28 protein-coding genes and 2 pseudogenes are annotated in these 25,024 nt (G+C 72.1%); all 30 read right to left on the bottom strand.

Annotated features, from left to right (window positions below; translation table 11 throughout):
* Nucleotides 1-157, bottom strand: a pseudogene (locus B124_RS34005) (IS1380 family transposase); the annotation flags it as partial.
* Nucleotides 158-390: 233 nt separating this feature from the next.
* Complete coding sequence (locus B124_RS34010) at nt 391-1,212, bottom strand: winged helix DNA-binding protein (RefSeq protein WP_496506881.1); 822 nt, start codon at nt 1,210-1,212, stop codon at nt 391-393.
* A 59-nt stretch (nt 1,213-1,271) separates the two neighbouring features.
* The gene (locus B124_RS34015) at nt 1,272-1,736 is read right to left on the bottom strand and encodes an XF1762 family protein (RefSeq protein ID WP_496506882.1); all 465 of its coding nucleotides are present in this window, start codon (nt 1,734-1,736) and stop codon (nt 1,272-1,274) included.
* Nucleotides 1,733-3,526, bottom strand: a complete 1,794-nt coding sequence (locus B124_RS34020; RefSeq protein WP_496506883.1) for a type IV secretory system conjugative DNA transfer family protein — start codon at nt 3,524-3,526, stop codon at nt 1,733-1,735. Before B124_RS34020 ends, B124_RS34015 begins: the two co-directional genes overlap by 4 nt.
* 33 nt (nt 3,527-3,559) lie before the next feature.
* Nucleotides 3,560-3,913 (bottom strand): hypothetical protein, encoded by a 354-nt coding sequence (locus B124_RS34025; RefSeq protein ID WP_496506884.1) that lies wholly within the window; start codon nt 3,911-3,913, stop codon nt 3,560-3,562.
* Nucleotides 3,904-4,257, bottom strand: coding sequence for a hypothetical protein (locus B124_RS34030; protein ID WP_496506885.1), 354 nt, complete (start codon nt 4,255-4,257; stop codon nt 3,904-3,906). Before B124_RS34030 ends, B124_RS34025 begins: the two co-directional genes overlap by 10 nt.
* A gap of 26 nt (nt 4,258-4,283) precedes the next feature.
* The gene (locus B124_RS34035; RefSeq protein WP_496506886.1) at nt 4,284-5,105 is read right to left on the bottom strand and encodes an SPDY domain-containing protein; all 822 of its coding nucleotides are present in this window, start codon (nt 5,103-5,105) and stop codon (nt 4,284-4,286) included.
* A complete protein-coding gene (locus B124_RS34040) occupies nt 5,102-5,491 on the bottom strand; it encodes a hypothetical protein (protein WP_496506887.1) in 390 nt (129 codons plus the stop codon). Before B124_RS34040 ends, B124_RS34035 begins: the two co-directional genes overlap by 4 nt.
* A gap of 251 nt (nt 5,492-5,742) precedes the next feature.
* Complete coding sequence (locus tag B124_RS34045; protein ID WP_496506888.1) at nt 5,743-6,396, bottom strand: hypothetical protein; 654 nt, start codon at nt 6,394-6,396, stop codon at nt 5,743-5,745.
* Nucleotides 6,393-7,163 (bottom strand): hypothetical protein, encoded by a 771-nt coding sequence (locus B124_RS34050; RefSeq protein ID WP_496506889.1) that lies wholly within the window; start codon nt 7,161-7,163, stop codon nt 6,393-6,395. Before B124_RS34050 ends, B124_RS34045 begins: the two co-directional genes overlap by 4 nt.
* 26 nt (nt 7,164-7,189) lie before the next feature.
* Entirely contained in the window at nt 7,190-7,831 is a 642-nt protein-coding gene (locus B124_RS34055; RefSeq protein ID WP_496506890.1) for a hypothetical protein, read from the bottom strand.
* A gap of 73 nt (nt 7,832-7,904) precedes the next feature.
* Nucleotides 7,905-8,753: a relaxase/mobilization nuclease gene (locus tag B124_RS34060; protein WP_496506891.1), complete on the bottom strand. Its 849-nt coding sequence runs from the start codon at nt 8,751-8,753 to the stop codon at nt 7,905-7,907.
* Nucleotides 8,750-9,178 (bottom strand): hypothetical protein, encoded by a 429-nt coding sequence (locus B124_RS34065; protein ID WP_496506892.1) that lies wholly within the window; start codon nt 9,176-9,178, stop codon nt 8,750-8,752. Before B124_RS34065 ends, B124_RS34060 begins: the two co-directional genes overlap by 4 nt.
* A gap of 98 nt (nt 9,179-9,276) precedes the next feature.
* Nucleotides 9,277-9,774: a hypothetical protein gene (locus B124_RS34070; protein ID WP_496506893.1), complete on the bottom strand. Its 498-nt coding sequence runs from the start codon at nt 9,772-9,774 to the stop codon at nt 9,277-9,279.
* Nucleotides 9,775-9,808: 34 nt separating this feature from the next.
* The gene (locus tag B124_RS34075) at nt 9,809-11,608 is read right to left on the bottom strand and encodes a hypothetical protein (protein WP_496506894.1); all 1,800 of its coding nucleotides are present in this window, start codon (nt 11,606-11,608) and stop codon (nt 9,809-9,811) included.
* Nucleotides 11,605-12,807, bottom strand: a complete 1,203-nt coding sequence (locus tag B124_RS34080; protein ID WP_496506895.1) for an AAA family ATPase — start codon at nt 12,805-12,807, stop codon at nt 11,605-11,607. Before B124_RS34080 ends, B124_RS34075 begins: the two co-directional genes overlap by 4 nt.
* A 131-nt stretch (nt 12,808-12,938) precedes the next feature.
* Nucleotides 12,939-13,160 (bottom strand): hypothetical protein, encoded by a 222-nt coding sequence (locus B124_RS34085; RefSeq protein WP_496506907.1) that lies wholly within the window; start codon nt 13,158-13,160, stop codon nt 12,939-12,941.
* Nucleotides 13,161-13,241: 81 nt separating this feature from the next.
* Nucleotides 13,242-14,510 carry an MFS transporter gene (locus tag B124_RS34090; protein ID WP_496506896.1) on the bottom strand — a complete coding sequence of 423 codons (1,269 nt, stop codon included), beginning with the start codon at nt 14,508-14,510 and terminating at the stop codon, nt 13,242-13,244.
* Between the two features lie 23 nt (nt 14,511-14,533).
* Entirely contained in the window at nt 14,534-15,631 is a 1,098-nt protein-coding gene (locus B124_RS34095) for a hypothetical protein (RefSeq protein WP_496506897.1), read from the bottom strand.
* Nucleotides 15,632-15,720: 89 nt separating this feature from the next.
* A complete protein-coding gene (locus tag B124_RS34100; RefSeq protein ID WP_496506908.1) occupies nt 15,721-16,263 on the bottom strand; it encodes a hypothetical protein in 543 nt (180 codons plus the stop codon).
* A 23-nt stretch (nt 16,264-16,286) separates the two neighbouring features.
* Complete coding sequence (locus B124_RS34105; protein ID WP_496506898.1) at nt 16,287-17,300, bottom strand: DUF8094 domain-containing protein; 1,014 nt, start codon at nt 17,298-17,300, stop codon at nt 16,287-16,289.
* 309 nt (nt 17,301-17,609) lie between these two features.
* Nucleotides 17,610-18,260 (bottom strand): annotated as a pseudogene (locus B124_RS34110) (glycosyltransferase family 2 protein); the annotation flags it as partial.
* Between the two features lie 380 nt (nt 18,261-18,640).
* Nucleotides 18,641-18,886, bottom strand: coding sequence for a hypothetical protein (locus B124_RS34115; RefSeq protein ID WP_496506899.1), 246 nt, complete (start codon nt 18,884-18,886; stop codon nt 18,641-18,643).
* Nucleotides 18,887-18,892: 6 nt separating this feature from the next.
* Nucleotides 18,893-19,438 carry a hypothetical protein gene (locus tag B124_RS34120; RefSeq protein WP_496506900.1) on the bottom strand — a complete coding sequence of 182 codons (546 nt, stop codon included), beginning with the start codon at nt 19,436-19,438 and terminating at the stop codon, nt 18,893-18,895.
* Between the two features lie 21 nt (nt 19,439-19,459).
* Nucleotides 19,460-20,008: a hypothetical protein gene (locus tag B124_RS34125; protein WP_496506901.1), complete on the bottom strand. Its 549-nt coding sequence runs from the start codon at nt 20,006-20,008 to the stop codon at nt 19,460-19,462.
* Entirely contained in the window at nt 19,998-20,771 is a 774-nt protein-coding gene (locus B124_RS34130) for a hypothetical protein (RefSeq protein ID WP_496506902.1), read from the bottom strand. The genes B124_RS34125 and B124_RS34130 overlap by 11 nt, the downstream gene beginning before the upstream one ends.
* A gap of 686 nt (nt 20,772-21,457) precedes the next feature.
* The gene (locus B124_RS34135) at nt 21,458-22,003 is read right to left on the bottom strand and encodes a hypothetical protein (protein WP_496506903.1); all 546 of its coding nucleotides are present in this window, start codon (nt 22,001-22,003) and stop codon (nt 21,458-21,460) included.
* Nucleotides 22,004-22,294: 291 nt separating this feature from the next.
* Entirely contained in the window at nt 22,295-22,801 is a 507-nt protein-coding gene (locus tag B124_RS34140; RefSeq protein WP_496506904.1) for a hypothetical protein, read from the bottom strand.
* A 61-nt stretch (nt 22,802-22,862) separates the two neighbouring features.
* Complete coding sequence (locus tag B124_RS34145; protein ID WP_496506905.1) at nt 22,863-24,383, bottom strand: VirB4 family type IV secretion system protein; 1,521 nt, start codon at nt 24,381-24,383, stop codon at nt 22,863-22,865.
* Nucleotides 24,380-24,847, bottom strand: a complete 468-nt coding sequence (locus tag B124_RS34150) for a DUF6238 family protein (RefSeq protein WP_496506906.1) — start codon at nt 24,845-24,847, stop codon at nt 24,380-24,382. Before B124_RS34150 ends, B124_RS34145 begins: the two co-directional genes overlap by 4 nt.
* Nucleotides 24,848-25,024: the final 177 nt, after the last annotated feature.

A 25,024-nucleotide genomic window follows, 5' to 3' on the forward strand; every position in this document is an offset into this window, starting at 1 on the left:
GCGGCTTCCGCCACGGAGCAAGAGCCGCGGATATGGCCTGGTCAAGCCCACTCTTGCGGACCGTTTCCACGAGCAGGACCGAACCGGCCTGTGAGACGACCTGTCGGCCGTCGTCCCGGACACGCAAGCGAGGGTACGACCCGATACTCTTCTTCACCTGAGGAGTGCAGCTTTCCTGACGACGAACAGGACCCTAGACAAGTCCCATCGTCCCAGGTCAGATGCACTCCTCGCTCATTTGATCAGCCAACGGACAGCCCACCTCGCGAAAGCGCGAGGTTAAGGAGTACGCCGACAGGCGCAGGTGGTGGATCTCTTCGGTGAGGTCGACGGAGGGGTCAGCGGGCGCTCCGGGGTGTCGTCCCCCTTGGATGGGAGGAGAGGCAGGGGTCAGCGGGTCGGCGTGCGTGCCGCTGTGGTGGCCGGACGGCTGGCTGGGCGGGTGGTGGGCTTCGGGGGCCGTTCCCGGCCGAAGGCGGCGGTCAGGCCGCGGCGCCCGTCGGGGGTGAGGTGGATGCGCTCGTCGTGCAGCAGCAGCGGGCAGGGGGCGCGGGTAACCAGGCCGGCGGATTCCAGGGAGCGGATGGTGCTGATGGACAGGCGGATGCCGTCGCGGTGGAGTTGCGGCTTGCCGTTGGCGATCGTCACCTCGCCTTGCGCGACGGCGCGCAGCGCGGCGTGCTGGGTGGGCGACAGCGAGGGCGGCTGATGCTGTGGGGGCGCGCCCCAGCGGCGCCGGTCGGTGACGAACAACTCGGCGGTGGCCAAGGCGTCGGGGGCGCCGAGTGCGGTCAGCTCCCGCACGAGTTCGACGCGGCGGCCGGCCTCACCGAGGGCTTCCTGGTGGCTCAGGGGCGGGATCCCGGTGAGGGCGGGGATTCCGGCGCGGGTGTCGTCGATGATGTTCACGGCGTCCATCAGGTGGTCTGTGGAGTCGCTGACCAGGTAGGCGAGCTGCCACACCCGTGCGTACACGGCGCGGATCGCGGGGCTGTGGTACATCTGCTGGGCCTTGAGGATGTCCACGATGTCCATCGCCGAGTTGGCCAGGCGCTGGGTGACGGCGGCGTGGTGGGTCAGGGCGGTGGCGGGGCTGGAGCCGGACAATCCGTGCCGGGCCAGGGTCACCCGGAGCTGGGCCAGGTCATCGTTGTGGCGGGTGAACTGCATGGCCAGGTCGAGAAGGTGCTCGGCAGGCGCGGTCGGGTTCATCGGGGACCGGGTTCCGTTCTGCTGTGGGGTCACCAGCTGCTTGGCGCGGGCATGCGGTTTCAGGGGGCTTGCCAGAGGAAGCGGGTGACGTGGTCGTTGCCGTGACTGGACCGGGGGCGGGAGGGGGTGTGCCATCCGGCCCGGGGCGGACGGCTGGCGATCAGGTGCCGGCCCGCGCCGCGCAGAGAGGCGCCGCTCTCGCCCGCTTGCGTGTACGTGATCAGACGCCGGTATCCGAGGGCCTTGGTCGCGCGCCACGATGCCGCGTACAACAGGGAGTTGGCGTTGGGTGCGCCGTCGCTGGCGGTCGGGATTACCAGCAGGGTGGTGCCGTCGTCCAGGTGCCGTGCCTGTGCCACGGGGCGGCCCACCACGGCCACGGCGCGCAGGACGCCGCCCTCGTCGGTGGCACCGACGGAGAAGATCTGCCCGACGGGCGGCCGGTGGTGGCGATGCCACAGGCGGACGAACTCCTTGGCGTCGCGGGAGCGGACGGGCACCAGGTGAAGGCAGGTCTCGCTCACGCTGCGGGTCCGAAGTCGGCTTGCGTGGGCGTGTGTTTCGCGATGGCGCGGGCGGTGATCGCCTTCGACGCGCGGGCGGAGGCTGCTGACAGGTCCGCGGCGCCTGGTTCGAGGTACCAGGGGCGCAGGGTGAGCATGGCGGCGCGCATGCCGGTGGCGAAGCACAGGGCCATGCCTTTGGGCAGGGCGCGGATGGCGTCCGCGGGCAGGATCCGCTCCTGCCGCATCGAGATCGACGTGGACTTGCCGGATTCCGAGTGGGAGGTGGAGGTGGTCTCGACGTCGTGGTCGCCGATGAGCCGGGACAGCTTGTCGGCGAAATCGGGGTCGTCGATCCCACTGCCGATGATCTTGATGGTGGCTGCGCTCCACAGGGCGTCCATGCCCGCGTCGCCCCAGACCTTCTGGCCTTGGCGGTAGGACTGCAGGATGGTGATCGGGATGACTCCGCGTGAGCCGAGGTGGCTGTACAGGTCGGGCAGGTCGCTGATTTTGCAGACGTTGGCGGCTTCGTCGAGGATCGCGATCAGCGGGGGGTCGAGTCGTCCGCCGGCGCGTTCGGCCTGGGTGGTCGCGGCGCGCATCACGCTGTCCGCGCATGCGGCGATCAGGGCGGAGGCTCCGCCGCCGCCGTCTTTCGACAGCAGGTACAGCGAGTCGGTCGAGGTGACGAAGGCGGCGGGCTTGAACTCGGGGACGTCCTTCTGGGGGGTGATCCAGGAGGCGATCTTGTGGTCGAGGAGGGCGGCGGCGTACTGGCGGGCGGTCTCGTAGATGCCGTCGCGGGTTTCGGGCGGGCCTTCGACGGTGCCTTTGAGCTGGGCTGCGACCGCGGTGTGGCCGTGGTCGCGCAGGATGTCCAGCGGGGTGCGGTCGGCGGGGAACGCGAGCCATTGCATGACGTCGGTGATGGGGCGTTCGTCGAGGGCGGCGGCGAGGAAGAGCTGGGCGAGGATGTTGGATCCGGCCTTGGACCAGAAGTCGCCCTGCGCGCTGGCGTCGACGGAGGCGGCGAGGAAGTGGCCGGCGAGGCGGCCGGCGCCGTCGAGGGTGGTGGCGTCGGCCAGCGGGTTCCACCACATGGCGCGGGCGGCGTGGGCGATCTGCTGCGGGTCCATCGACCAGGCCCGTCCGACCGTCGCCCGGGCGGCGAGGGTGGCGGTGTAGGCGTCGCCGGCGGCCTTGTTACTGGTGAGCAGGACCGGCCCGGGTGCGGCCAGGATCGCGGGGATCGCCAGGCCCGTGGTTTTCCCGGAACGGGGCGCCATGATCGCGACGGCTACGTCCTCGTAGCCCATGCGGACTTCGTGCCGGGTGGCGTGCAGGTTGCCCAGCAGGACGCCGGTGTCGTGGGCTTCGATGTGCTTGCTGGTCTTCAGGCTCGGGCGCAGGGAGCGGGCCTTGGCGGTGGTGGCTTTGGCCATCAGCGGTTCGATATCCCGCGCCCCGGCCAGTTCGGGCGTCTTCTTCTTTCGGCCGCTGCGCTTGCGGTGTCGGATCCACAGGACGATCCCCGCCGCTGCCAGTGCGAGGAAGACGGCGGCGGGCGCGATGCGGGCGCCGATCAGCAGGGACGTCCTCCTCGCGTCGGGCCAGAGCTGTTCGGGGTGCAGGAGGGCGTCGGTCGGCTGGTAAGGGGCCTGGTCGGTCCCGGTGAGGTGGGCGGTGATGTTGCCGCACAGCCAGGCGAGATGGGACAGCGGGACGACGACGGCGACGGCGCCGAGGATCAGGCGCAGGATGAGGTCGTACCCGTCGGTGGAACCGTTCGGGGAGGAGGGAGGGGGCAAGGGGCAGGTGCTTCCGGGCGGGGGCGCGAGGGGTCAGCGGGTGCGGCGGTTCTTCGGCTGTGCTGGCTTCGGGCGTGCTGGCGGGCCGGTGAGTCTGCCGGCGAGGGAACGGACACGTTCTTCCAGGGCGGTGGCGAGGAGGTCGGCGCGTACGGCCACGGTCTGGCGGGTGATGAGTTTCGGGTCGTGGATCGGGAGGCTGCCCCGGGGCCCGGTACGCAGGACGGGCGTGGTGTCGACGAGGGCGGCGGTGAACGCGCCGACCAGGTGCGGGCTGACGTGGCGGGGATCGCCCGGGTCGGCGAGGTGGCGGGGGCTGGTGTCGTAGGGGATCTGCCAGGCGTGCGTGTCGGCGAAGGCGGCGGTAAGCCGGTCGGTCAGCGGCACCAGGCGCACCCTGGTTCGTTCGCGCCGTACTGCCAGAGGTCGCGGAGGTCGTCGAGGAGGTGGTGGAGGGCGTGCTGGTCTGCCTGCGCCGACGCGGCGGCGCGAAGCTGCGCGATCAGGAGGCCGGCCTCGGTGGTGCGGGGGATATCCGGGTGGTCGTGCAGGGCCCGGGCCAGGGCGCGAAGGGTGTCGGCGAACTGGACGGGCAGGCCGGTGTATTCGTCGAGGAGGGGCTCGACGAGGGCGAGGGCTTCGTCGGGGTCGGGGCCCTGGCGCAGGTAGTCGGTCAGGCGGGACAGCGTCTCGGTGACGGCGCGCAGGTCCTCGGCGGTGGGTTCGGGCATCGGTCTCCTCGGGTGTGGGTGCGGGGTCAGCGGCGGGTTCGTGCGCCGGCGGGCGCGTAGGGGCGGGCTGGGGTGGTGCGCGGCCGGACGCGCTGGGCGCTGCTGGGTGTCCAGGCGGCGGCGCGGGCGGCCGTGATCCTGGTCTGCTGCCAGGCGCGGAGCTGGGAGGGCAGCACGGACACCGACCAGGTGCGGATCTGCGCGCTGAAGGGAACGCGCCCGCGCGGGCGCATCACCGGTTCGGGGCTGGCGAGTTCCGTCGTGAAGGCTTGCACCAGGTGCATCGGGGTGCTGATCGAGAACTGGGCGCTCCACCCGTTGCCCTGCGCATCCTTCGCCCCGGCCCACCACATCGCCTCTCCCTCGGACTTGTGGTGGTACTGCATCCAGGCGCTGCCGTCGGGGCTCGTCGCGCTGTAGTGCCGGCCCTCGGCACGCGCGTTCCAGCCCTGCTGCTGCAGGGGCGCCCAGACGTCGGGTGCGTGCGCGTTGCGGGGGCGGGTGAGGGCGTCGGTCAGCCCGGCGACGATCTCCACCGGTGTCTGCCGGCCGAGGTGCGCCCACCAGCCGTCGTCCCGGCCGTTGGCGTCCGCGTAGATCGCCCATCCTCCGGGCAGGACGTGCGGGTTGTAGGCGAGGCGGATCGTGCGGTCGGGGCTCTCCATGACCAGAGGGCCGCCCGCCTTCGACTTGTCCTGCCATCCCGAGGCGTGCAGGAAGTGTGAGACGTGCCGGATGTCCCCGCCGCCGGCCAGAGCGCGGGGCTGGACGAGGTAGTGCTGCTCGGCCTCCTCACCCGCACCCCAGCCCGGCACCGGCCCGTGGCCCTTCCACTGCTTCTTCTTCACCGGCGCCGCCGGGAGTCAGGCAGCGGGGGAGTCGGCGGCGCCGCTTCCGCCGGGGTGGAGGGGGTGCTCACGTGGCGCATGGTGTCGAGGTGCCCGTCCAGGTCGAGAGCGATGTCGTGGAGCGTGTTCGAGGCACGGCCAAGAGCCAGCCACACCTCCGGCGGGAGAGCGCCGCGTGAGGTCTGGTCCTTGGCGAACATGGCGCTGACGACCAGGAGGTGGGTGACGCTGCCGAGGAGACCTTGCTCCGGCTCGGGATCCACGACCTGCGCGATTGCTTGTGCACCCTGGGCGGGAGGGAGTTGCGAGAGCTGGTCGGCGAGCAGTGCGATTCGGTGAGTGATTTCGTCGGTCAGCCGCTCGGCGTACGGATCGGGGTGGGGCATGCGGCTCCAGGGCGGGAGACGGTCAGTGGTGGTGGCGGTGGCCGACCCGGCGGACTTCGGTGGCGGCGGGTTCGGGGCGGGCGCCGGCCAGCAGCCGGGCACGGTCGCAGGCGGCCGGGGTGCAGGCGCGCATGTAGCCGCGGAACAGGGCGGTCGCGAGCCGGGGCCTGAGACGGTGGGTGATCGGCGGGGGAGTGCGGGGTGCTACGGGATTCTCCGAGGGGGCAGTTGGCGATGGGCGTGGCGCGGGTTCAGCGGCGGTGTCCCGGCGGGGTGGCCGGGGGTTGCGGTGTCGTCGTGGTGGCTGCTGGAGGCGGGGTACGTGCCGCGTGGGTGCGGGCGCGCCGGATGTGGTGCGCGACGTCTGACAGCGAGTGGGCTGCGGCCCCGAGCTGCGCGAGGGAACCGGTCTCGGTGTCGGCGTCGAAGAGAAGGGGAGCGGTGAGCCATGCCCGGACGACCACTTTCTCGGTGAGGGGCAACAGGCCCTGAGACGGGGCCGCTATCTCGGTCAGGATCTCGGCGATCTCCGTGCCGGTCTCGGCGCTGGAGGCCCGCTCGGCGAGCTGGTCGAGGTAGCGCAGCGCGGCGTCGCGGTCGCTGTCCGGCGTGGCCAGTGTGTTCAGGGCGGGGTCGAGGTAGACGCTGTAGCCAGCGGTGAGCAGGGCGTGCGAGGCGGCGGTGGCTTTCACGCGCTGCTGCTCGGCGGTGAGGGTGTGGGTGTGGGGAAGGCGGTGGTAGTCGTGGCGCCGGCCGTGAGAGCCGTGAGAGGGGAAGAAGCCGCCCAGTTGGAGGATGGCCGCCGCTGGCTTGGTTCCGCCGATGGCGAGGACCAGCTCGGTGCGGGGGTCCTTGGTGAGGGTGACGTACTCCGGCAGCGTGAAGGTGGGCTCTGTCTGCCTCACCTCGTTCTGCCGGCCGGTGTCTGGCGGGTTACGGGGGACGGCGAGGTGGCTGGGGCGGACGCGGACGCGGTCCGGCCCGTGGGGTGCTGCAGCGCTGTGGCGATGCCCAGGGCGTCGAGCTGCGGGCCGATCGCGCGCACCGCGCGCGCCTGGGCCCGGGTGTCGTCGGCGCCAAGGCTGTAGATGCCGGTGTGCGGGTTCTGGATGAACCCGGCCGCGGTCAGGACAGGGCCGGCGGCTTCGCCGACGGGGGCGGTGGCGATGCTGCCGTCGGGCTGCCAGGTCAGCACGAGCCGGTCGGGCTGGGACGGCTGGGTGCCGCCCAGGGAGTTGTGCCGGACTTCGGCGAGCGCGGTGTCGTAGCGCACGAGGAGGTCGCTGGTGACCTGCTCGGCGTCCAGGAAGGGATCGCCGGCCAGCGCGATGCCGTTGGGCTCGCGGACGGTGCGGTATGCCACGTCGGGCAGGGCGCGGGGAGCGACGGCGGCGATGAGGAACCCGTCGGATGCGTCGTGGCGGTCGAGGAGGGCGAGCTGGGCGCCGTCCGGGCGGCTCAGGACGGCGGCCCGGCGCAGGGGCTGCTCCGCGAGAAAGGCGGCAGCCAGATCCAGGTCCCAGATGCGCTCGGCCAAGTCGGCGAGATCGGCGTGGTAGGACAGGTCGTCCTTGTCCTCGGCTGGCAGGTGGGCGGTGGTCCAGGTGCCGGGAAGCTGGTCGGCGAGGACGTCGGCGTACGAGGCCAGGCGCCCGGTGTCGTGATCGTGCATGGTGTCCTTGACGGGGCTGGGGCGGGTCAGTGCCGCGGCGCGGGCCCGCTGGGCGGCGCGGGCGGTGCGCCGGCGGGCTTGAGCGGTGAGGAGCGGGCGGCCAAGCGGTCCCGCTCGGATGCGGGAGCCTGCCCGGTGCGGGCGCTGCGGGCGGGGTGCGGGTCGTTGCGGTCACAGAGCACGTTGCGGGTGTGGCTAAGGGCGCTATGCAGGACCCGCAGGTGGTTGTCGGCGAGGTAGCGCAGGCGTCGGGCGAGGTGCGGGTCTGCCGCAGCGTTGAGACCGTCGTGGAAGTCGGCGGCGGCACGAAGGACGTCGTCCAGCGCGCCGAGGATGCCGTCGTCGGCCGCTGTCACCTCGGTGAGCACGCGGGCCGCCTGCGCAGAGGTGGTGGCCTGGTGGAGGAGGTCGGCGAGGCGGGCGACGCCGGCGCCCAGCGGAAGATAGCCAGCGGGCCGTGCGGCGGTGTCTATGGTCTCGTCGCAGTCGACGTGGTAGCCGGCCCCGCGCAGCCGGGCGACGGCTTCGGCGCCCAGACGCTCCTGGTCGTCCTCGGTGAGGCCGGCGGGGGTGCGGTGGCAGGTCTCGTTCAGGCGGTGGACCGCGACGAACCCGGTGCTGCAGGATGCTGTGCGCGACGGGATCGCCGCCGCGGGCGAGGAGTTCACCGGTGCGCGGGTCGCGACGGATATCAAGCAGCCGTTCGGCGTTCTTGGCGAGGGGCAAGGAGAAGGCGCTGTTCTACCGTGAACGGTGGGCAGAGGGCTGCTCGGCTGCTGATGCGGCGGGTCCGCAGGGCTGGGCCATCTCGTGTGCGGTGGTGTCCAGGTCTTGCTGGACGGCGTGGATGCGGCGGGCGATCAGCTCCAGACGATGCGCCGTGCCGATGTCGGCGGTGGTGGGCCGGCGGGGCGCCTGCCGGGCGGTGTGTTCCACGAGGCCGCGGACGGCGGCCAGCGGACCGGACTTCTCGTCTGCGAGCTGGGCGAGGACGTCCGCGAGCTGGGCACGTGCCGTGGGCAGCGGGCGGCCGGGCGACGGGGTGCTGTCGGTATCGACGTCAGTCAGCCGGAGGTCCTGCTCGATACGCCGGGCCTCGTCCGAAACGCGCTGCGCGATGCCGGCCGGTGGGTCGTACCACGCTCCGTCGAGCCGAATGAGGTTGGCGATCAGGTCCAGCCGTCCCGGCTGCGCCTGGACGGCGATCCAGTGGCACTTCTGCGGCGGCGTGCTGCCGGGGATCTCGACGCCGGCGGCGCGGGCGAGCCGGTGGGCGACTTCGGCCCACTCCGGGCGGGCGAGGGTGCGGTCCTCGCGGGTGAACCGCACATGGAGGTGGAAGAGCGCATGCCGGTCGCCCTGCGGGCTGACAGCGAACGGGTGCTCCAGGTACGGGTCGTTGAGGTGATCGGCCCACTGCGTGAACGTCCACGTCCGCTGCTCGCCGTCGTGGGTGTAGGCATCGAGGCTGGGCCAGTGGGCGACAACCGTGCGCTCGGTGAACACCTCCTCCGGTACCGTCGGCCGCCCCAAGGCCCGGATGAGGGCGACGACGGCGGTGTGAGCGCGCGGGTGTATGCGGGGGATCACCAGCCGCTCCGCTTGTCCGCGACGTGGATCAGGTAGTTGAGCGCGTTGATCCTGTACCAGCCGCAGTCGATGATGTCGCCGCTGCCGGCGAACTTCGGCAGGAAGGTGTCCTCCATGGCACGTAGGTGGATCAGGCAGTCCGGGCAGCGGCGCGAGAGGTGCACGAGGTAGCGGGGGTGGGCGGTGACATAGGACTGCGTGCCGCCGGTCGCGTTGCGCAGCCGCCACCCGTTCTCCTCGGTCGGGGTGTGCCACGACGGGGCGACCACCCGCATCGCATCTCCCCACAAGTCGCCACCGGCGACGCCCTTCAAGACGACGACGGTTTCCCCGGCACAAAAGTGCTGTGCCGTGATGTCCCGGTCGGGCGTGAGCGGGTCCGGCGTCGGGGCGAGTACCGGGGTGGGCGGTGGGGGCACGGGCATGCGGTTCCTTCCACGAGAACCAGACGGGGCGGAGGATCAATGGTCCGGAGATTCGCCGGTTTGCCTAACCGGCGATCACCGGCTATGTTCCCCGCCGCTCAGCGGAACGGGTTCTGTGTCCCGCGGTCGTCTTCTCCTGCGGCATCGAGGAGTTCGGGCAGGTCACAGCCGTCGGCGTCGCGCTGATCGATCCACCACCCTGCCCGGGTGATCGAGCGGGCCTTGTCCTCCTGCTCTGCCCAGTCCGTCTCGTCCCAGGTGCCTTCGGCGACCAGCGCGGTGTACGCCGCGGCCATCAGGTGGTGACGGGTGCGCTCGCCCCAGGCCAGGGCCTTGGCCGGGCCTTCCAGCGGCGGCATGTCGAACCGGTGCGCCCAGTCGGTGGCGGCCTGCTGCTCCTCGGCACGGCGGGCCGNGAGCCACTCCTGCCGGGAGGCTGTGTCGGCGTCGCGGGCTGCCTTCCAGCAGTCGGGGCAGTCCCGCTCGGCGAGCCAGCGGGCGAACCCGGCGCGCCGGTCGGCCGGGCGGTCGGACAGGTCGTGGACGGCGTCGTGGGTGCAGGAATGCTCGACGGTCCAGTGCGTACGGATTGCCATGTGGTTGTTCCTGCTTTCTGTCTTCTGCGTTGTCTCAGCGTGTCCTGCGGATGGCGTCGGTGGCTGCCGTGGCGATGGCGGCGGGAGCGCTGGAGGGCTGGGGCAGGTGCAGCAAGGTGGTCCCCGGCAAGTGGTGGGACTCGGCGGTCAGGGTGAGCTGGAGTACGGCGCAGCCGGCGGTCGTGAGCTGCTTGACGCGGGTGACGGCTTGAGCGGTTTCGTCGGGGGTGTAGATGGCGTCGGTGACGATCACGAGGAGGCGGCCGGTGCCGGGGCGGCTGAGTTCGAGGCCGTGGTCGAGTGCGTCCAGGGCGTTGGCGAGGTTGTGACTGCTGCCGTTGGCAGCGAACGTTGTCACGCGCTCTGGTGCCCGGTGGGTGGGTCGGTTCAGTGCGGTCAGGTGGGTGTCGTAGGCGATGGTGGCGGTGTGGGAGTCGGGGTCGGTCAGGGCTGCTGCGCGTGCCACGATCCAGGCAGCGGACGCGACGGGTGCGCAGGCGGCACGCATGGAGCCGGAGACGTCGACGGCGATACCCACACGCAGCGGTGGTGTGGGGGAGTTCCGGCGGCGGGTGTGGGTGAACGGTTCCGCGGTGGGGACCGACCCGGCCGCGCGCTGAGCGTCGCGGGCGAGGGCCGCGCGCATGTTGAGGCGGCCGGGCGGGGTGGGGCTGGTGGTCCGCTCCTCGGTCCGCTCGCGGTAGGCGGCGGCACGCAGGGCGCGGCTCAGGCGGGCGGCGGCACTCTTCTCGGCGGTGGTGGGCCTGCGGGTGCCGGTGACCGGGTTGCTGTAGGGCGCCGGTGTGCCGTCGGGGGTGACGGTGGCGCCACGGGCGTTGAAGACCGACTTGGCGGTGGCGGCGGCTTTGCGTCGCTGGCCGGCCCGCTGGGCGCGGTCCTGAGCCTGCGCCTTGGACTGCGCGGCCATGGCGCTGGTCGCTGCGGCCTGTGCCGCGAGGTCGGCGGCGTCGGTGGCTGCCGCGCTGTCCATGACGACCCCCACGGCGCCGGACAGCAGATCGGTGAGGTTCTCCGGCACGGGCAGGGCGGGGGCCGCGGTGTCCAGAGCGTCGCACCATTCTTTCGCGTGCGCGAGCATGGTCGTGGCGTCGTGGTCGGCGCACTTGTGCGCTGCGGTCCAGATGCGGGTGAGTGTGGCCAGCAGATTTGCGCCCAGCACCTTTTCGCACAGATCGGCGACGGCCCGGGTCTCGCCAGGGTCCAGGATGCCGACGTCACGGCGGCCGAGGACCAGGGCCGCCACGGCGGCGGCGTGCTCGATGCCCTGGAAGGTGGGGTGGGCGATGTCGGGCATGACCAGGGTTCGGGCACTGGTGCGCAGGTACGTGCGGTCCGTGGGCCGCGTGATCAGGTGTGCGCCTTCGACACGGCTCTCCTCCAGCAGGAGCGCGGCCTCGACGACACGGGGGTTCGCTCCGGCAGGCCCCGTCCAGATGGAGTGGGCCGCGTGCGCGGCCTCGTGGACGAACACTCCCCAGGCGGCGGGATACCGCTCCTCGTCGCCCACGATCCGCGGATGGATCTCCTGGGGCTTAAGCGGTGCGAACAGGCCGGCGTCGAACTCGACCTCGCCCAGAGTGGGGAAATAGGCGGCCGGTGCGCCGCTGCGCGTGCCGGGGCGGCAGGTGACGAGGAGGTCCTGGCGGCCGGAGAGGGCGACCAGCCGATCGCCGAGTTCGGCTCCCACGCGCAGCCACGCGCCGGGGGAGGTGCGGGGTTGCGCGGGCGGGGCGCCGTCGTCGTCCCATCGCGCGAGGTCGGCGTCGTCGTCCGGCGTGGTGGCGGGGGACTGGACGTGGTGGTGGACGCTCACCGCGAGCGGCCCCGGAGTGCGGAGCCGGTGCTCGGGGGCTGCCGGACGGCCGAGGCGGGGAGCTGCTTGCCGAGGGTGAGGGGCGCGATCTTCTTGACGCCGACGGCCTTGATGACGGCGTCGGCGACGGCGTCGCGATCCTCCACAGGGGCGATGCCGACCAGGTTCGCGAGCGCGGCTTTGGTGCCGAGGACGGCCTCGGTCCTCTGGTAGCTGAGCAGCTCCCGAAGCTGGGGGGCCCAGCCCAGCTCCCCGAGTTCGACTTGGCGGGAGAGGTGTCGGGCGACCCGGACCACCCGGGCATCGATCCTCAGCGCCAGAGCGAGGTCATAGTCCGTGCCGACCTGGATCTGCACGCTGAACCGACTCGACAACGCCTCCGTCAAAACCGCCCCGTGGACGCCGGGATTGTGGCCCGCCACCACGTAGAAGCCCGGCTCGGCCTTGATGGTCTCGCCCTTGTGGGCCTTGACCTGGATCTGCCTGCGCCCGTCCATCGCGGGATACAGCGCCGCCAACACCATCGGTGAGATCAAGGTGGCATCGTCGATCAGCAGGGCGCGGCCCTCGGTCATCGCGGTGACCAGCGGACCGTACTGGAAGACGTAGGCTCCCGCGTCGTCCTGCGTGTACTCGCCGATCAAGTCGCCGACCGTGGTGTCGCCGTCACCGGCGACGGTGAGCAGGTCCGGGAACGCCGCCTCGACCAGACTCGTCTTGCCGGTGCCCGGAGGGCCGTAGAGCAGCACCGGCACGTCGGCGTCGCGCAGCCGATTCAGAGCTTCGACGTCGGGCAGATCGGCCAGCTCCCGGGGGTGGTAGACCTGGCCCCCCGCGCGGCGGATCGGGCCGGTCTGCCTGGGCGTGGCTGCTGCGGGAATGGTCGTGCGGGCCGTGGCCGCCCGGGCGCGCGGAGAGTGGGTGCCCGGTGGGCTGATCACAGCGGTCCGCGCGGCTGCGGCGGTTTTCGCGTTCGCGCGGAACTGCGGTTGTCCGGTTCCGCCTTGGTCGGCCTCTCCGCGTCGCACCAGGGTGAGGGCGGCGTTGCGGACGGCGCCGTGGGAGTGGCCCAGATGCCTGGCCATGTCCCCGATGGTGAGCGTGTCCGCCGGCCGGTCGGCCAGCAGTCCGGCTACCTTGGCCCGTAGTTCGCCGCCCTTGGTGCGCGCTGGACTGGTGGGCGTTCCGGGTGTGGTCAAAACGAGGCCCCTTCAACAGGTGCGGGTGCGGGCGGGGTTGGCGATGCGCCGGAGAGGCTGGCCGCTCTCGGAGCGGATCACGAACTGTGCCGACATCGGTGACCGGGCCGACCGGGGCGTACCGTCGGCGCTCACGGGCCGACCGAGGGCTCGGTCCAGGTGCAGGGGATGGCCGGCGACGAGCAGCTCGCTGGCTGCCCAGCAGGCCCGTGCGTCGGCTCCGTACCGGGTTCCGTCGCTCGGCAGGCGCAGCCTGGCGTCTCTTCGAAGCCGGCCTGGAGCAGGATCCGCCGGGCGGCGGCGTTGTAGCCGGTGGTGGTGATCTCGCCGGTGATGGTGTGCCGGATCGTCATGAACGGCTCTGCTGGTGCTTCGGGCAAGGCGGATCTCCAATCGGTGGTGGCGGGAAAACGTCGGGGTGGCCCCCCGGGGGTTCACTGGGCACGGTGACGGCCCCGCGCGGGGCGGCGGTGCCGGCCGCGGCGGGGCCGGTCGCAGGCGGTCGTGAGGTGGCGGCGGGCGGCGAGCAGAACGGTCAGCGCGAACGCGGCGCCGGCGGTTGGGAGTGCGGCGCCGGCGAGGGGCTGCTCGGCGAGGCGTCCGGCCAGGGCGGTGCCGACCGAGGCGCCGGTGCCGATTGACAGCAGCAGCCAGGCGTACGCCTCGCTGGTGCGTCCTACGGGCGTGAGCGCGTCGGTTGTCACGAAGGCGCAGGCGATCACCACGGTCAAGAGCGCGCCCGGGAGCACGATCGCGGCCATGGCCGCGTACGGGCCCGGCAGGGCGAGCAGCGGGAGCCACCCGGCCAGGAACCCCCCGGCGGCGGCGATCAGCCGGCCAGTGGTGGTGCCGGGCCAGGTGCGGCGTCCGTAGATGAGTCCGCTGAGGAAGCTGCCGGCCGAGAACACGGCGGGCAGGGTGCCCGACAGCATGCCCTGCTGGTGACGCTCGGCCATCGCCAGCGCCCACACGTTCATGGCGCCGATCGCGAACCCGATCCCGACCAGAGCCACGAACAGCAGCACCAGGCCCGGGTTGGCCAGTCGACGCCCGGGCCCGGCCGTCGCGCCGACGGCGGTGGTGGCCGGGCGCCAGCGGCGCGTCGGCGGCGCAGACGCGACGACGACGGCGCCGACCAGGCCGAGCGTGGCGGTGGCGGCCAGCGCGAGGGCTGCACTGTGGGTGGTTGTGAGGGCGGCGGCCAACGGGGGGCCCGCGATGTACAGCAGCCCTTGCGAGCCGGTGTCCAGCGCGAGCGCGGCATGCCGCAGACCGGGGTCGGGCAGCACGCTCGGCCACAGCGCGCGCAGTCCCGTTTCCAGGGCGGGTGTGGTCAGCCCGGCGGCCACGACGACCGCGGTGGCGGCGGCCGGCCCGCCGTATGAGCCGGTCAGCGGTAGGGCTGCCAGGAGCGTCGAGTTGGCCAGCGCGGTCGGCAGGTGTACGGCGGGTTGTCCGTGGCGGTCCATCAGGCGGCCCTTGATCGGCTGGGCGAGTGAGGCCGCCAGCCCGTACACGGCGCTGAGCAGCCCTGCGAAGGCGAGGCCGCCGTGGGCTGCGACCGCCCACCAGAGGATCGCGAGAGGTGCCATGCCGTTGGGCAGGCGGCCGACGAGGGTGGCGCCGAGGAGCCGGGCCACGTGAGGGCTGCCCAACACCGCGCCGTAGGTGATGCGCGGCGCGGCGGTTGTGGTCAAGGACAACAGGCGTTCTCTCGGCAGGGGGGCTAGCGGCGGGGTGCGGGCGCGGAGGCAGGCGGCGGAGCGGCCGGGGCGATGCTCTGCACGGCCGGACGCGGGCCGGTATGCGGCTGGGGTGTGCGGTGCGGCGGGAGCACCGCGACGGTGGCGGCGAGGTCCTCGGCTGCCTCGCGGACTTCGCCCGTCAGGAACCCGAGCTGTCGGCCGGCGGCGGCAAGGCGCGCGGCGATCTCCCGGCCCCGCGCCGTCTGAAGCGCCGCGGCGAACCGGCTAGCGGTCTCCAGGAGCTCTTGCAGGCGCGCCATGGGGCCTGCCTGGTAGCCGCTGCTGGTGGCGCCGAGGACCGCGTTGGCCGCGGCCGGCGCCTCCTGGGCCTCGACGACGTCCCGGATGAGGCGTTGCAGCGGCACCTCGGGTGCCGACGCCGCACGGTTGAAGCGGGAGGACCTCGGGTCGAGGACCCCCGCGGGGACCGGAGCGGGCAGCGCCTGCATGGCCGCGTTCTCGTGTGCGTAGCGGCCGATGACCTGGCAGGTCGGGGTATCCGGGTGGCCGCGGAGCGCGACGACGGGCAGGTTGCGGCTGTCGGGCAGGCGGGCGAGGGTGATCTGCTGGCCGTCGGCGGCGTACCAGGAGTCGGTCAGCTCCAGCTCGCCGCGCTGCAGGACGTCGTGGACCGCTTCGCTGGAGGGATGCTGTTCCTCGCCGGTCAGTGTGACGGAGGGCCGCTGCTGCCGGCGGGCGAGGACGGCGGCGATCGAGCCGTGGTCCGCCCAGACGGCGAGGTGGGGCCACACGACCCGGTGCTGGGCGCGTTCGGCGGCCGAACCGGGATCGGCGGGATGTTCCAGGGACCGGTGGATCGTCGCGGCGGACGTTTCCAGGACATCCAGCAGCCGGCGCCAGTCGGCGACGTGCCGTGCCGGCGGCAGCTCGTCGAGGGACTGCCGGGCAGTGGCGAGCAGAGCGGCTGCGTACGGGGCGAGATGCTCGGCGTACGCCTCGACGGCTGCCTGGTCACGGCGGGCGAGAGCGGCAGCAGCGGCGTCGGCATAATCGATACGGCCGTAGCTGTCGCTGGCCCTGTCGAGTGCCCTGTCCGCCTCGCGGGCGATGGCGAACATCGTCCGGCGGAATCTGTTTGCTCCCAGCGCGAGAACATCTGCCTTCGGAGGGGGAGAACCTTCCGAGTTCGGCGCGGTGCCCGATGCCATCAGACCTGCCTGCTCGGGAAGGGCTGGCGCGGCTGGGTGCGCATCGCGGTCTTCGAGCCGCGGCCGGCGGGCGCGGTCGACGAGGTCCTGCGGGTGTTGACGGCCTTGCTCAGGCTGGCGCCGAACCGGTGCGCGAACTTCCGCGCCGACGTCTCTAGCTGGTGATACGGGTTCTGGGCGGTCATCTGGCCGGCGTGCTTGCGGGAGCGCGCGGCGATACCCGGTTCCTGGTTGCGCTCGCACCACTTGGCCGCGGTCTCCGGGAACCGGTGCAGCTCGGAGAGGCCGCTGTGCCCGTTGCCCAGGATGTCCTGCGCGACTGTATTCAACTCGGCGGCTGTGCGGACCCGGTAGAGGTGCCGGGTCCAGTCGCTGATGCGCTGACCGGCGTCCTCGGCGGGGAGCGGGGCGCTGAACTCCCGTGCGTCGTGGGCGGCCCAGCGGTGCAGGTCGTCGGCGCCCGGTCGGTTCTCGCGATGGGCGGCGACCGGCTCGGTGGTGGGGCCGGCGCTGTCGTACAGCTCGAAGGCGGGGTGGGGCATGGACAAGCGAGCCCTCCGTGCGGCTATGCGCGGTCCGTCGGTGCGGAGCCGGCGGGCGGGCCGGAGGCATCGGTGCGGGCGCACCTGTAGCTGATCAGGCGGGACGGGGCCGCCTTCGCCGGCACGGTGGCGGCGTCGATGCAGACGAACGTGTAGGTCACCGACGTGCGCGGGATGCCTTGCAGCCAGGCGTTGTCGTCCTTGTCGGGGTTGATCTGAAGCCCGGAGTGCGCGACGGCGTCGGTCTGCCTGTGCGTGTGGGCGAACAGCACCAGGGCGCCGCCGTCGGCGGTCTCCAGCGCGTAGGCGTCCTTGAAACGGTTGGCCCCCGCGGCGAAGGAAGTGGTGCCCGACTCCCCGAATTTGCCGGTCGTTTCGTCGTGGACCTTGATCTGCTGCTTGCTGGCCTTCGTCGGGTGGAACACCTTGTCGCCGGTGTTTGTCCCACCGGTCGCGAAATTGTCGATCACCGCGGTGCGCAGCACGTCGGGGTCGGCCGCGAGGTGCTTGTTGCCGGTGGCGGCGACCGCGATGGCGTAGCCGTCCTTGTCGAGGGCGACGTCCGGCAGCGTCGTGCCGTTGAGGTCGACGACGGAGACCAGCTCCCACCGCTTGTCCTTCGGCTGCTCGGCGAAGACGGCGATGCGGCTGGGGTCCTTGCCCTTCTCGCCGGAGAGCGCGGCGGCGAACCAGCGGTCCTGGCCGGCGGTGAAGCGCGGGAGGTACAGCTTGGCGCTGGAGGTGTCGTACGACCACGGCTTGTACGGTTTGCGGTCGGCCTTGGGCAGGCCCTCGGTCTCGGTGTAGTCGGAGACGGACATCGCGTATATCGGACCGTCTTCGACGGTGTCGAGCAGGGCGCGGTCGCGGTGCGCGTTGGCCTCGTTGTTGATCTTCGAGTAGTGGGTGATGACGGCACGGGCCTGCGCGTCACTGAGCGCGGGCACCGGCTTCGGCGCGGCGGGCGTGGTGGGGTTCGTCTTCGCGGTCGGGGCGTCGCCGCCGCTGTTGCAGGCGCTGGCGGCCCCAGAGAGCAACGCGGCACAGACGAGTAGAGGCAGGGCGCGGCGGGTGGTGTGGATGGGTGTGCTCCATGGGGACTCGGGCGGGTTCAGCGGGTGCGGGTGGTGCGCAAGATGCGCGGCGATTGGTGCGGCAAGCGGTGGCGGGTGGACGACTCCGACCCCCGCCGCGGGTCTGGGGGACGGGGCGTGTGCTCAGCTCGGTGCCCGGGGCTGTGGTGCGCCGGTAGTGGACCGGGAGCGGTGCCGGGGCGGCTGGGTGCGCATCGCGGTCTTCGAGCGGCGGCCGGCGGGCGGCCTGGTGGGCGCCGTCCCGCGGGTGTTGACGGCCTTGCTCAGGCTGGCGCCGAGGCGGTGCGCGAATTGCCGGGCCGCCGTCTCCAGCTGGTGATATGAGTCCTGGGCGGTCATCTGGCCGGCGTGTTTGCGGTAGCGGTAGACGGGGTGGGGGAGCAGGATTCCGTCGGCAAGGCAGGTCACCGCGAGGGTGCAGTAGTCTTCGCCTTGGACGAGGCCGCCCATGGGTGCTGCGCGTACGAGGTCGGTGCGGGCGAGGACGGTGGTCGGGCCGAGCGGGATCGTGTCCGACGGGTCGGGCCAGAACCGCCAGACGTCGCCGGCCCGGTGCCGGCCGGGCGGGGTGGGGCACCGCCACAGCGTGGTGGAGCCGTCCTCGTGGAGGTCCTCGCTGTATCCCGCGCACCAGCCCACCCCGGTCTCCTCCAGGGCGCGCAGCCGCACGGCCATGGCATCGTCGGTGAACTCGTCGTCGTCATCAGCCCAGTTGACGAACTCCGTGCGGACCTCGTTGAGGGCGAGGTTGCGGGCGCAGGCGGCGCCGACGTGCCGGGGCAGTGGAAGGGGCCGTACGCGCGGGTCGGCCGCGAGAGGTTCGGGGAGTGGGGAGGTGTCGGCGCCGTCGAGGGCGATGACCGCTTCCCACGGCACGGTTTGCCGGGTGAGGCTGGCGTGCATGGCGGTGAGGTAGTCCAGCCGGTCGGGCTGCGCCCGGGTGGCGATGACGACCGTGATCTTGGCGGGGTCGGACGCGGACAGGGGCTCTCCAGAGGGTGGCGCTGGTGACGGACGGTGCGCGGGCCGGCGAAGGTGCGCGGCCCGGCCGGGGTGGTGGGTACCGGGGGTGATGCGGGGCGGGTGCGTACGACGGGGGCCGGGCTTCCAGAGTCGGTAGAAGTCGCTGAACGGGGTCTGCGGGTCGGTGCGCCAGTCCACGATCGGGCCGGCGGTGCGGGTCTTGCGCGTGGTGGTCGGCGTGACGAGGCGGCGTGCCGTCGGCGCACCGCCGGGGTCGATCACTTTTTCGAGTGTGCGGCTGGGGTGTTCGTCGCCGCCGGTCAGCGCGTGACGCAGTTCTTCCGGAGCGCCGCGGAGGAGGCCGGTGCCGAGGTCTGCCAGCCGCTTGCTGAATCCGGCAGGTCGTCGATGCGGTGGCGGGCCAGGGCCTCGATGTCACCGTGGAAGCGGTAGCGGCAGCTGGTGAGGAGAAGCGGCGGGCGTGCGCTGGGGTATCCGTCGTAGTGGACGTAGACGCCGGCGTATCCGGTGGCGGTGGGGCGGGCGATGGGGGAGGGTGTGGCCACCTGGGTCTACCGTCCTCGTGTCTGGCCGTCGGACGGGGTACCCGGCGAAGCCGAGGGCAGTCCCGACGGCCGGCCCGGTGCCGGAGAAGGGGGACGGGGGGCTGGTGCGGGATCGTACTCGGCGCGCAGGCGGGCGAGGTCGGCTTCGTCCGCGACGGCCAGCACTTCAAGGGCTCCGCTGGCTGCGGCCATCAGGCGTTTGGGCGGGGAGCCCGCGGGGGCGTCGCGGTGCCGGTCGCGCCACTGCGCGGCCTCGACGAGGCAGTCGCTGACGGCCTGCAGCACGGGTGCGGCAGCGTCCAGCAGGTGCTGGGTGACGGCGCTGACCTCGGCAGGGGTCCGGGCTGCTGCTAGTGCCGAGCGGTAGGCGGCCAGGTCGAGTTCCGGCAGGGCGCCGCTGGGGAGCGGGTGGTCAGCCAGGAACGGCGCGGCGTCTACGCGGGCCCACCTGATCAGATCGAGGCGGGTCGCCATGTGGTGCCTGGCGGCCTCGATCTGTTCGGTGTCACGGCCGACGTTGTCGTGCGCCTCGAAGTCGGGGTGCGAGAGCAAGAAGTCTCCGGGTCGGGGCGGTCAGGGGGAACGGGCCGGTCCTGGGCGATGTGGCGCAGGAGGGGCGGCGGCTGGAACCGGCGGGGTTTCCGGGGTGTTCAGGCTGCTCGCGGCCTGGTGCAGGCGGCGGGAGGTGGCCGCGAGGTGGGCGTGGGCTGCTTGGATCCAGTCGAGTTCCACGGGCGTGGCCCGCTTGGTCCGGTTCCCCACCGAGTCGAACGGCGCAGTGTGGTCGATCGCCCGGGCTCCGGCCGGGGCGATCACTTCGCTGAGCGCGGCCAGGGCGCGTCCCGTGGAGGCAGCCGCCAGTGTCAGCTCGGTGATCATGAATTGTTCGAGTGCGGTTCGCCGGCCGCCGACGCCGGTGATGCGGGTCATGTCCGCGTCGTGGACCAGGTAGGTGAGCAGGCGCGCGATGGCGTACGCGCTGTCGTCGAGGTCGCACAGGCGCGGGGGGTGGTACGGGTCTGCGAAGGGCACCTCATCGGCCGTGTAGTGGGTGCGCTCGGCGAGGGTGCGCAGATGGTAGACCGCGTTGCGTACGTCGGCCGGAGGGTGCTCAGCGGGCACGGCGAGGGTGCGGGCCCCCGCCCGTGGGTGGGGCCGGGGCCGGCTGCGCGGGGTCCCCGCCGCGGCGGAGGTTCACGCCGATGCCCCGCACGGTGAGCGAGCGGGCGACCGCCTGGATGCGCCGTGCCTGGTCGTCCCCGTCGTATCCGGCGGGTAGGACGAGCGCTCGCCGGTGGGGGACGTAGCAGAAGCCGTTCATGAACAGCGTGGCGCGGGCCGCGGGCGGCACGCTCGCGTACGGCGCTCCGAAGGTCCCGTCGGGGTACCAGGTCAAGGTGACGATCTTGTTGACCGGGGACGGGGGCGGCAGCCGTGGCGGGTCGGGCTGTGCGGCGCGGTTGCGCTGTAGGCCCTGTAGGGCTGCGGCGTAGGCGGGAAGGAGCCGGCGGGCTATCAGCGCGGCGGCGTGCACCGGATCGGCGGGCACCGTGATGCCCCTGGGCTCGTCGACGTCGACGAGATGATGCTCCATGAGCGTTTCGTCGTCGGGCATGAGGGCAGCGACGACGAACTCGCCGGATCGCAGCGGCCGGTGGGTGACGTACAACTGCTGACCGTCGGGGCCGTGCAGCAGCACATCGTCGGTGTGGACGTAGTCCTCGATGAGGGATGCAACATGGCCGGCTTCGTCCCATAGCCGTTCAAGGGTGGCGAAATGCTCCGGGCCGGTGGTGGTGGGGTTGAGCTGGCTGGTCCAGTTGCCGGGAAGCCGGTCGGCCACGGCCGGGGCGAAGGCGAACAGGTCGGGGCGGTGCGGGGGCATGGGGTACCTGGGCAAAGAGGGGTCAGAGACGGCGCGGTATGGCGGCGGAACGTGAGGCGGCGGGGGGTACCGCGGGACGGCACGGTTGTCTTCGTCGGTGGCCGGTGCTGAGGGGCGCTGGCGGTAGTTGTGTGCTGGTAGGTGTGGATCAGGTCCTTGAGGTGCTCGACGGCATCGGCGCGGCGAGCAGCCAGGATGTCGAGGGCGACTGCGCTGTGCCGCAGGATGCCCGGCGAGTTGATCTGCGCACGCCCCTGTGCGACGCGGTTGAGGTCCCCGGCCGCCCGCCGGGCCAGGGCGGTGAGCTGCTCGTGCACGTCGTCCAGGCGGCGGGATGTCGTCACCACGAGCCGAGCGAGCATGTCCTCCGCACTGCCCGGGGCGTGGAGTTGGCACAACATCGCGGGAGTCGTCCCCAGGTCGGTGGCGATCGCGTGCGCGCCGGGCGGATCGCTCCCGCGGCGCGGGGCCGGAGACACCATCTGAACGGACCCGCCTCCAGCAGCTACGGCTGTTGTGGCGCGTGGCGGGCGGGGCGGGGACTTCGGACCAGCGGGGCCGGCTTCAACTTGGGACGGGGCTCGTCGCCGGACTCGTACTCGGGGGCGTCGGAGCCGCTGTGGTGGTCGTGGCGCTGCAGAGGATCTCCTTGCCAGGTTGCATGAGGCGGGTAGCCGGCTCAGGGACTAGCGGCGGGGACCGCTCGGGCCAGGTGGCGGTGGTGCGGGGCTTTCGGGTCGACCGCGCTTCTTGAAGAAGCGGTGGAGGTCGAGGTGCTCGTCGAGTTCCTCGCCCGCGTCGCGCAGCAGTTCAGATGCACGCCGCAGATGGGCGCGTGCTGTTGCGTGCTGGATGACCATGCGGTCGTCGCGCTGCGCCCTGTCGGCTGGGCCGGAGGCGCGGTGCAGGAAGTGGGCGATCTCGGCGGTCTCGGCGAATAGCGGTGCGGCGTGGCCCGCCATGGTCACCGCGGTCGCGAGACGGCCGAGTACGGCCCTGCCCGTGCGATTGGTGCTGTGAGGGCTGCGGGCGAAGTCGGCCGTCAGCCTGGTGACGTCACGGGAGAGGTCTTGTGCTCCGGCGGCGTGCTGGAGCAGCTCTGCGTACGAGGGCGTGTCCGGCACACGGCCGTCGGCGTCGAGCAGATGGGCCCGCGCGCTTGCGTCGAGGAGTTGGGACGTGAGGGTGCCGAGCGCGCGGATGAGGCGGAGGGCCTCGGCACGGGGTATCAACTCGCGCTGGATATCGAGGTTCAGGAGGTGAGTGCTCCTTCCGGGTGCGGCGCCGGTTCCTCGAAGGGCGCCGACTCGTCCTCGTGCAGCAGGTGCTGCATCAGAAGGTTCCCTTTCTTGGGGAGCCCTGTTGTCCGTCCGTGCGTGCGCGCCGGTGTTGCGGGCTTGTCGGGAACAGCGCTGCGCTGCGGGGCGCCCTGGTTGTGGGCGGAGCTGTGGGCGGGGCGCGACGCGGCCGGGTCGGTGAGAGTGAGGTAGAGCGTGAACTGGCAGACCCTGTCTTTATTGCGGTCACTCCGGCGTGGGCGTGACGGCGATGGGACGGCTGCCGAGCAGCGAAGCGTTGATCTTGAACTGGTCTGCGGTGGCGTAGATCGCGGCGCGAGCGCGATCGATGTCCTGTTGCAGGAACAGGAGCAGATCTTTAGGAGCTTCGGCCTGCGCGCCCGTGGGAGGCGTAAAGAAATGGTGGTGGGAGCTGATGCGGTCCATGGCCTTGGCCAGGTAGCGGTGGGCGAGCCCGAGGGGTGCTGCGCACTGGCGGATGGCCGCCGCGTGTGCGTCGCGGTCGCTGCCCTTGCCGTTGAAACTGGTGACCAGGTCATTGGCGATGCAGGTCGACTCCCAGGTGATATGTACGAGCGCCGCACCGACCGTGTTGCTGATGGCTTCGCCTGTTCCGCCGGCAACGGCCCGAGGGAGTCGGTCTGCGAGCCTTTCGAGGCTCCGCGCCGATGTCCGGAGGTAGTCGGGGTTGGTTCTGCGGATGCCGTAGGGGTAGGTGGAGGTGTCGTACATCCTTCTCCTATATATGTCCCGGAGTCGGTCGAGATCGCTATTTTGCGCAGAGAGTCATGTTTCAGTGCATGCGGGCGTCGGTGTCGAACAGCGCCAACTCCCGGCCGTGCAGGAGGTGCTGCACGATGAAGCTGCGGCCGGCGACTTTCCACAGGCCCCTGCCGCGGCCCAGGTGGGAGACGGCGTCGGTTTCGACGGTGGTCATGCCCAGGAGGGTGGCGGCGGTGTGGAGTTGGTCAGCCTCTTGGCGGTAGATGATGCGGGTGGAGCAGTCGGCGAGGAGGCCCTCGGCGAGGGCGCGGCTCTGGGAGCCGGTGTCGCCGGCGGTGAGCAGGTCGGACAGCCGGTGGATGATCAGCATGTTGGCGATGCCGAGGCCGCGGCTGAGTTTCCACTGCGCCTGCATGCGCTTCAGCAGCCCGACGTGCCGCATCAGGCGCCATGCCTCGTCGTAGATGATCCAGCGCCGGCCGCCGTGCGGGTCGGCCAGGGCCGCTTCCATCCAGGCGGAGGCGCAGGTCATCGCGAGGACGAGGGCGGTGTCGTCGCCGGAGCCGCCGAGCCGGGACAAGTCGATGGTGAGCATCGGAGCGTTCGGGTCGAAGGTGACTGTGGAGGGGGCGTCGAACATGCCGGCCAGGTCGCCGTGGACGAGGCGGCGCATGGCGTGGGCGAGGTCGCGGGCCGCTTCTGCGAGGCGCCCCGCCACGGTCCCGGGTTCCCCGGCTTCGTGGAGTACGCCGGGGTTGTTGAGGGCGGCGGCGATGTCGCCGAGGAGCGGTGGCCAGCCGGTGTCGGCGGCGTGGGTGACGGCGTGGTCGAGGGCGATGTCCAGGGCGGTGTGCTCCATGGGCATCAGGTCCCGGCCCAGGACGGTGCGGGCCAGGGAGCCGAGCAGGAGCAGGCGCCGTTTGCGGATCTCCCCGGCCCAGTCCGTCTCGGCAACGCCGTCGGGGCGTGGGGCGGCGTCCAGGGGGTTGAGCCGGCCGGGGAGCCCAGGTCCGAGAGCAACGGTCCGGCCACCCAGGGCGCTGGCGACGGCGGTCCATTCGCCCTTGGGGTCGCAGGGGATGTAGACGCGGTATCCGAAGGCCAGGGAGCGCAGCGCGATGCTTTTGGCCAGCGCGCTTTTCCCCTGGCCGATCACCCCGGCCAGCATGAGGTTCGGATTCGTGAAGCCGGCGATCTTGCCGTACAGCTCGAAGGGGTCGAAGACGAAGCTGGCTTCGGCGTGGACATCGCGTCCGATGTAGATGCCGTCGGCGCCCAGGCCCCCCTCGGCGAGGAAGGGGTACGCGCCGGCGGCCACGGCCGTGGTCATGCGGTGGGCGGGCAGCTTCAGCCGGTTGTTGCGGGCAGAGGAGGGCCCGGGGCGCCCACTTGCGGGGTAGAGGGCGACCGCCGCCTCGCTCCCGGCCGACGCGGGTTCCGTCTGCTGGATGTCGGCCTGGGCACGTACCTCGGCAGTGGCTTCGGCGAGTCGGCGGCGGGCTGCTTTGCGGTCGGCGCGGTCGGTTCCGTGGGGGGTGAACAGCGGTGAGGCGGAGGCGCGGACGGCGCGGCGGGCGGGCCGGTGGTTCATCGCGTGCAGCTAGTGGTGTGGGGCTGCCGGTGGTCGGTGGGGGTGGTCTTGCGGCGGATGCTGTGGCCGGCGGCGAGGTGCCGCTGGCAGATCGTGAGCACCGGCGGCCCTTCGGGCAGCCGTTCCGGACGGCACGCTCGGGCCTCGGTGTCGTCTGCGGCGGTGATGGTGGGCAGGAGGTGGAAGGCGTCGTGGAGTTCGGCGGCGGCTTGCCACAGGCGGGTGTGCGCGGCGGCCAGGCGGCGGCCGGCCGCCGGAAGCCGGGGCCGGGTGGTCTCGGCGAGGTGGTCCAGGAGCTGGTGCACGGCGGTCAGGTGCGCGTGCAGCACGTCGAGATGCGGGCGGTCCGCCGTCGGGGCCGGGTCCGGTCCCGGGCGTGTCAGGGCGCGGGTGTGGTGGCGGATCCCGGCGCTGGCGGCGCGGAGGTAGGGGTGCGCGTCGTCGGTGTGCGTGCGCGAGGTCATTAGTGCAGGCTCCTTCCTGCGACACCTGCGAGGGTGTGCGTGCAAGTCCGGTGAGAGTCGGGGTGACGGCCTAGCGTGGTCGCTCCGTGAGGGCCCCTGTGACACTGCCGCCCCCGGCTCTCCTGGAGCTGCCGACCGGCAACAAGGGGACGCGCCGCAGAGCGCCAGTTAATGACC

This window comes from Streptomyces sp. CNP082 (genome assembly GCF_059570535.1).

Bases quoted from the DNA above. Each gene is read 5' to 3' on its own strand.
- B124_RS34010 (WP_496506881.1), bottom strand. From the start codon at position 1,212: ATGAACCCGACCGCGCCTGCCGAGCACCTTCTCGACCTGGCCATGCAG.
- B124_RS34030 (WP_496506885.1), bottom strand. From the start codon at position 4,257: ATGCCCGAACCCACCGCCGAGGACCTGCGCGCCGTCACCGAGACGCTG.
- B124_RS34040 (WP_496506887.1), bottom strand. From the start codon at position 5,491: ATGCCCCACCCCGATCCGTACGCCGAGCGGCTGACCGACGAAATCACT.
- B124_RS34050 (WP_496506889.1), bottom strand. From the start codon at position 7,163: ATGCACGATCACGACACCGGGCGCCTGGCCTCGTACGCCGACGTCCTC.
- B124_RS34065 (WP_496506892.1), bottom strand. From the start codon at position 9,178: ATGCCCGTGCCCCCACCGCCCACCCCGGTACTCGCCCCGACGCCGGAC.
- B124_RS34085 (WP_496506907.1), bottom strand. From the start codon at position 13,160: ATGACGATCCGGCACACCATCACCGGCGAGATCACCACCACCGGCTAC.
- B124_RS34095 (WP_496506897.1), bottom strand. From the start codon at position 15,631: ATGTTCGCCATCGCCCGCGAGGCGGACAGGGCACTCGACAGGGCCAGC.
- B124_RS34100 (WP_496506908.1), bottom strand. From the start codon at position 16,263: ATGCCCCACCCCGCCTTCGAGCTGTACGACAGCGCCGGCCCCACCACC.
- B124_RS34130 (WP_496506902.1), bottom strand. From the start codon at position 20,771: ATGCCCCCGCACCGCCCCGACCTGTTCGCCTTCGCCCCGGCCGTGGCC.
- B124_RS34140 (WP_496506904.1), bottom strand. From the start codon at position 22,801: ATGTACGACACCTCCACCTACCCCTACGGCATCCGCAGAACCAACCCC.
- B124_RS34145 (WP_496506905.1), bottom strand. From the start codon at position 24,383: ATGAACCACCGGCCCGCCCGCCGCGCCGTCCGCGCCTCCGCCTCACCG.
- B124_RS34150 (WP_496506906.1), bottom strand. From the start codon at position 24,847: ATGACCTCGCGCACGCACACCGACGACGCGCACCCCTACCTCCGCGCC.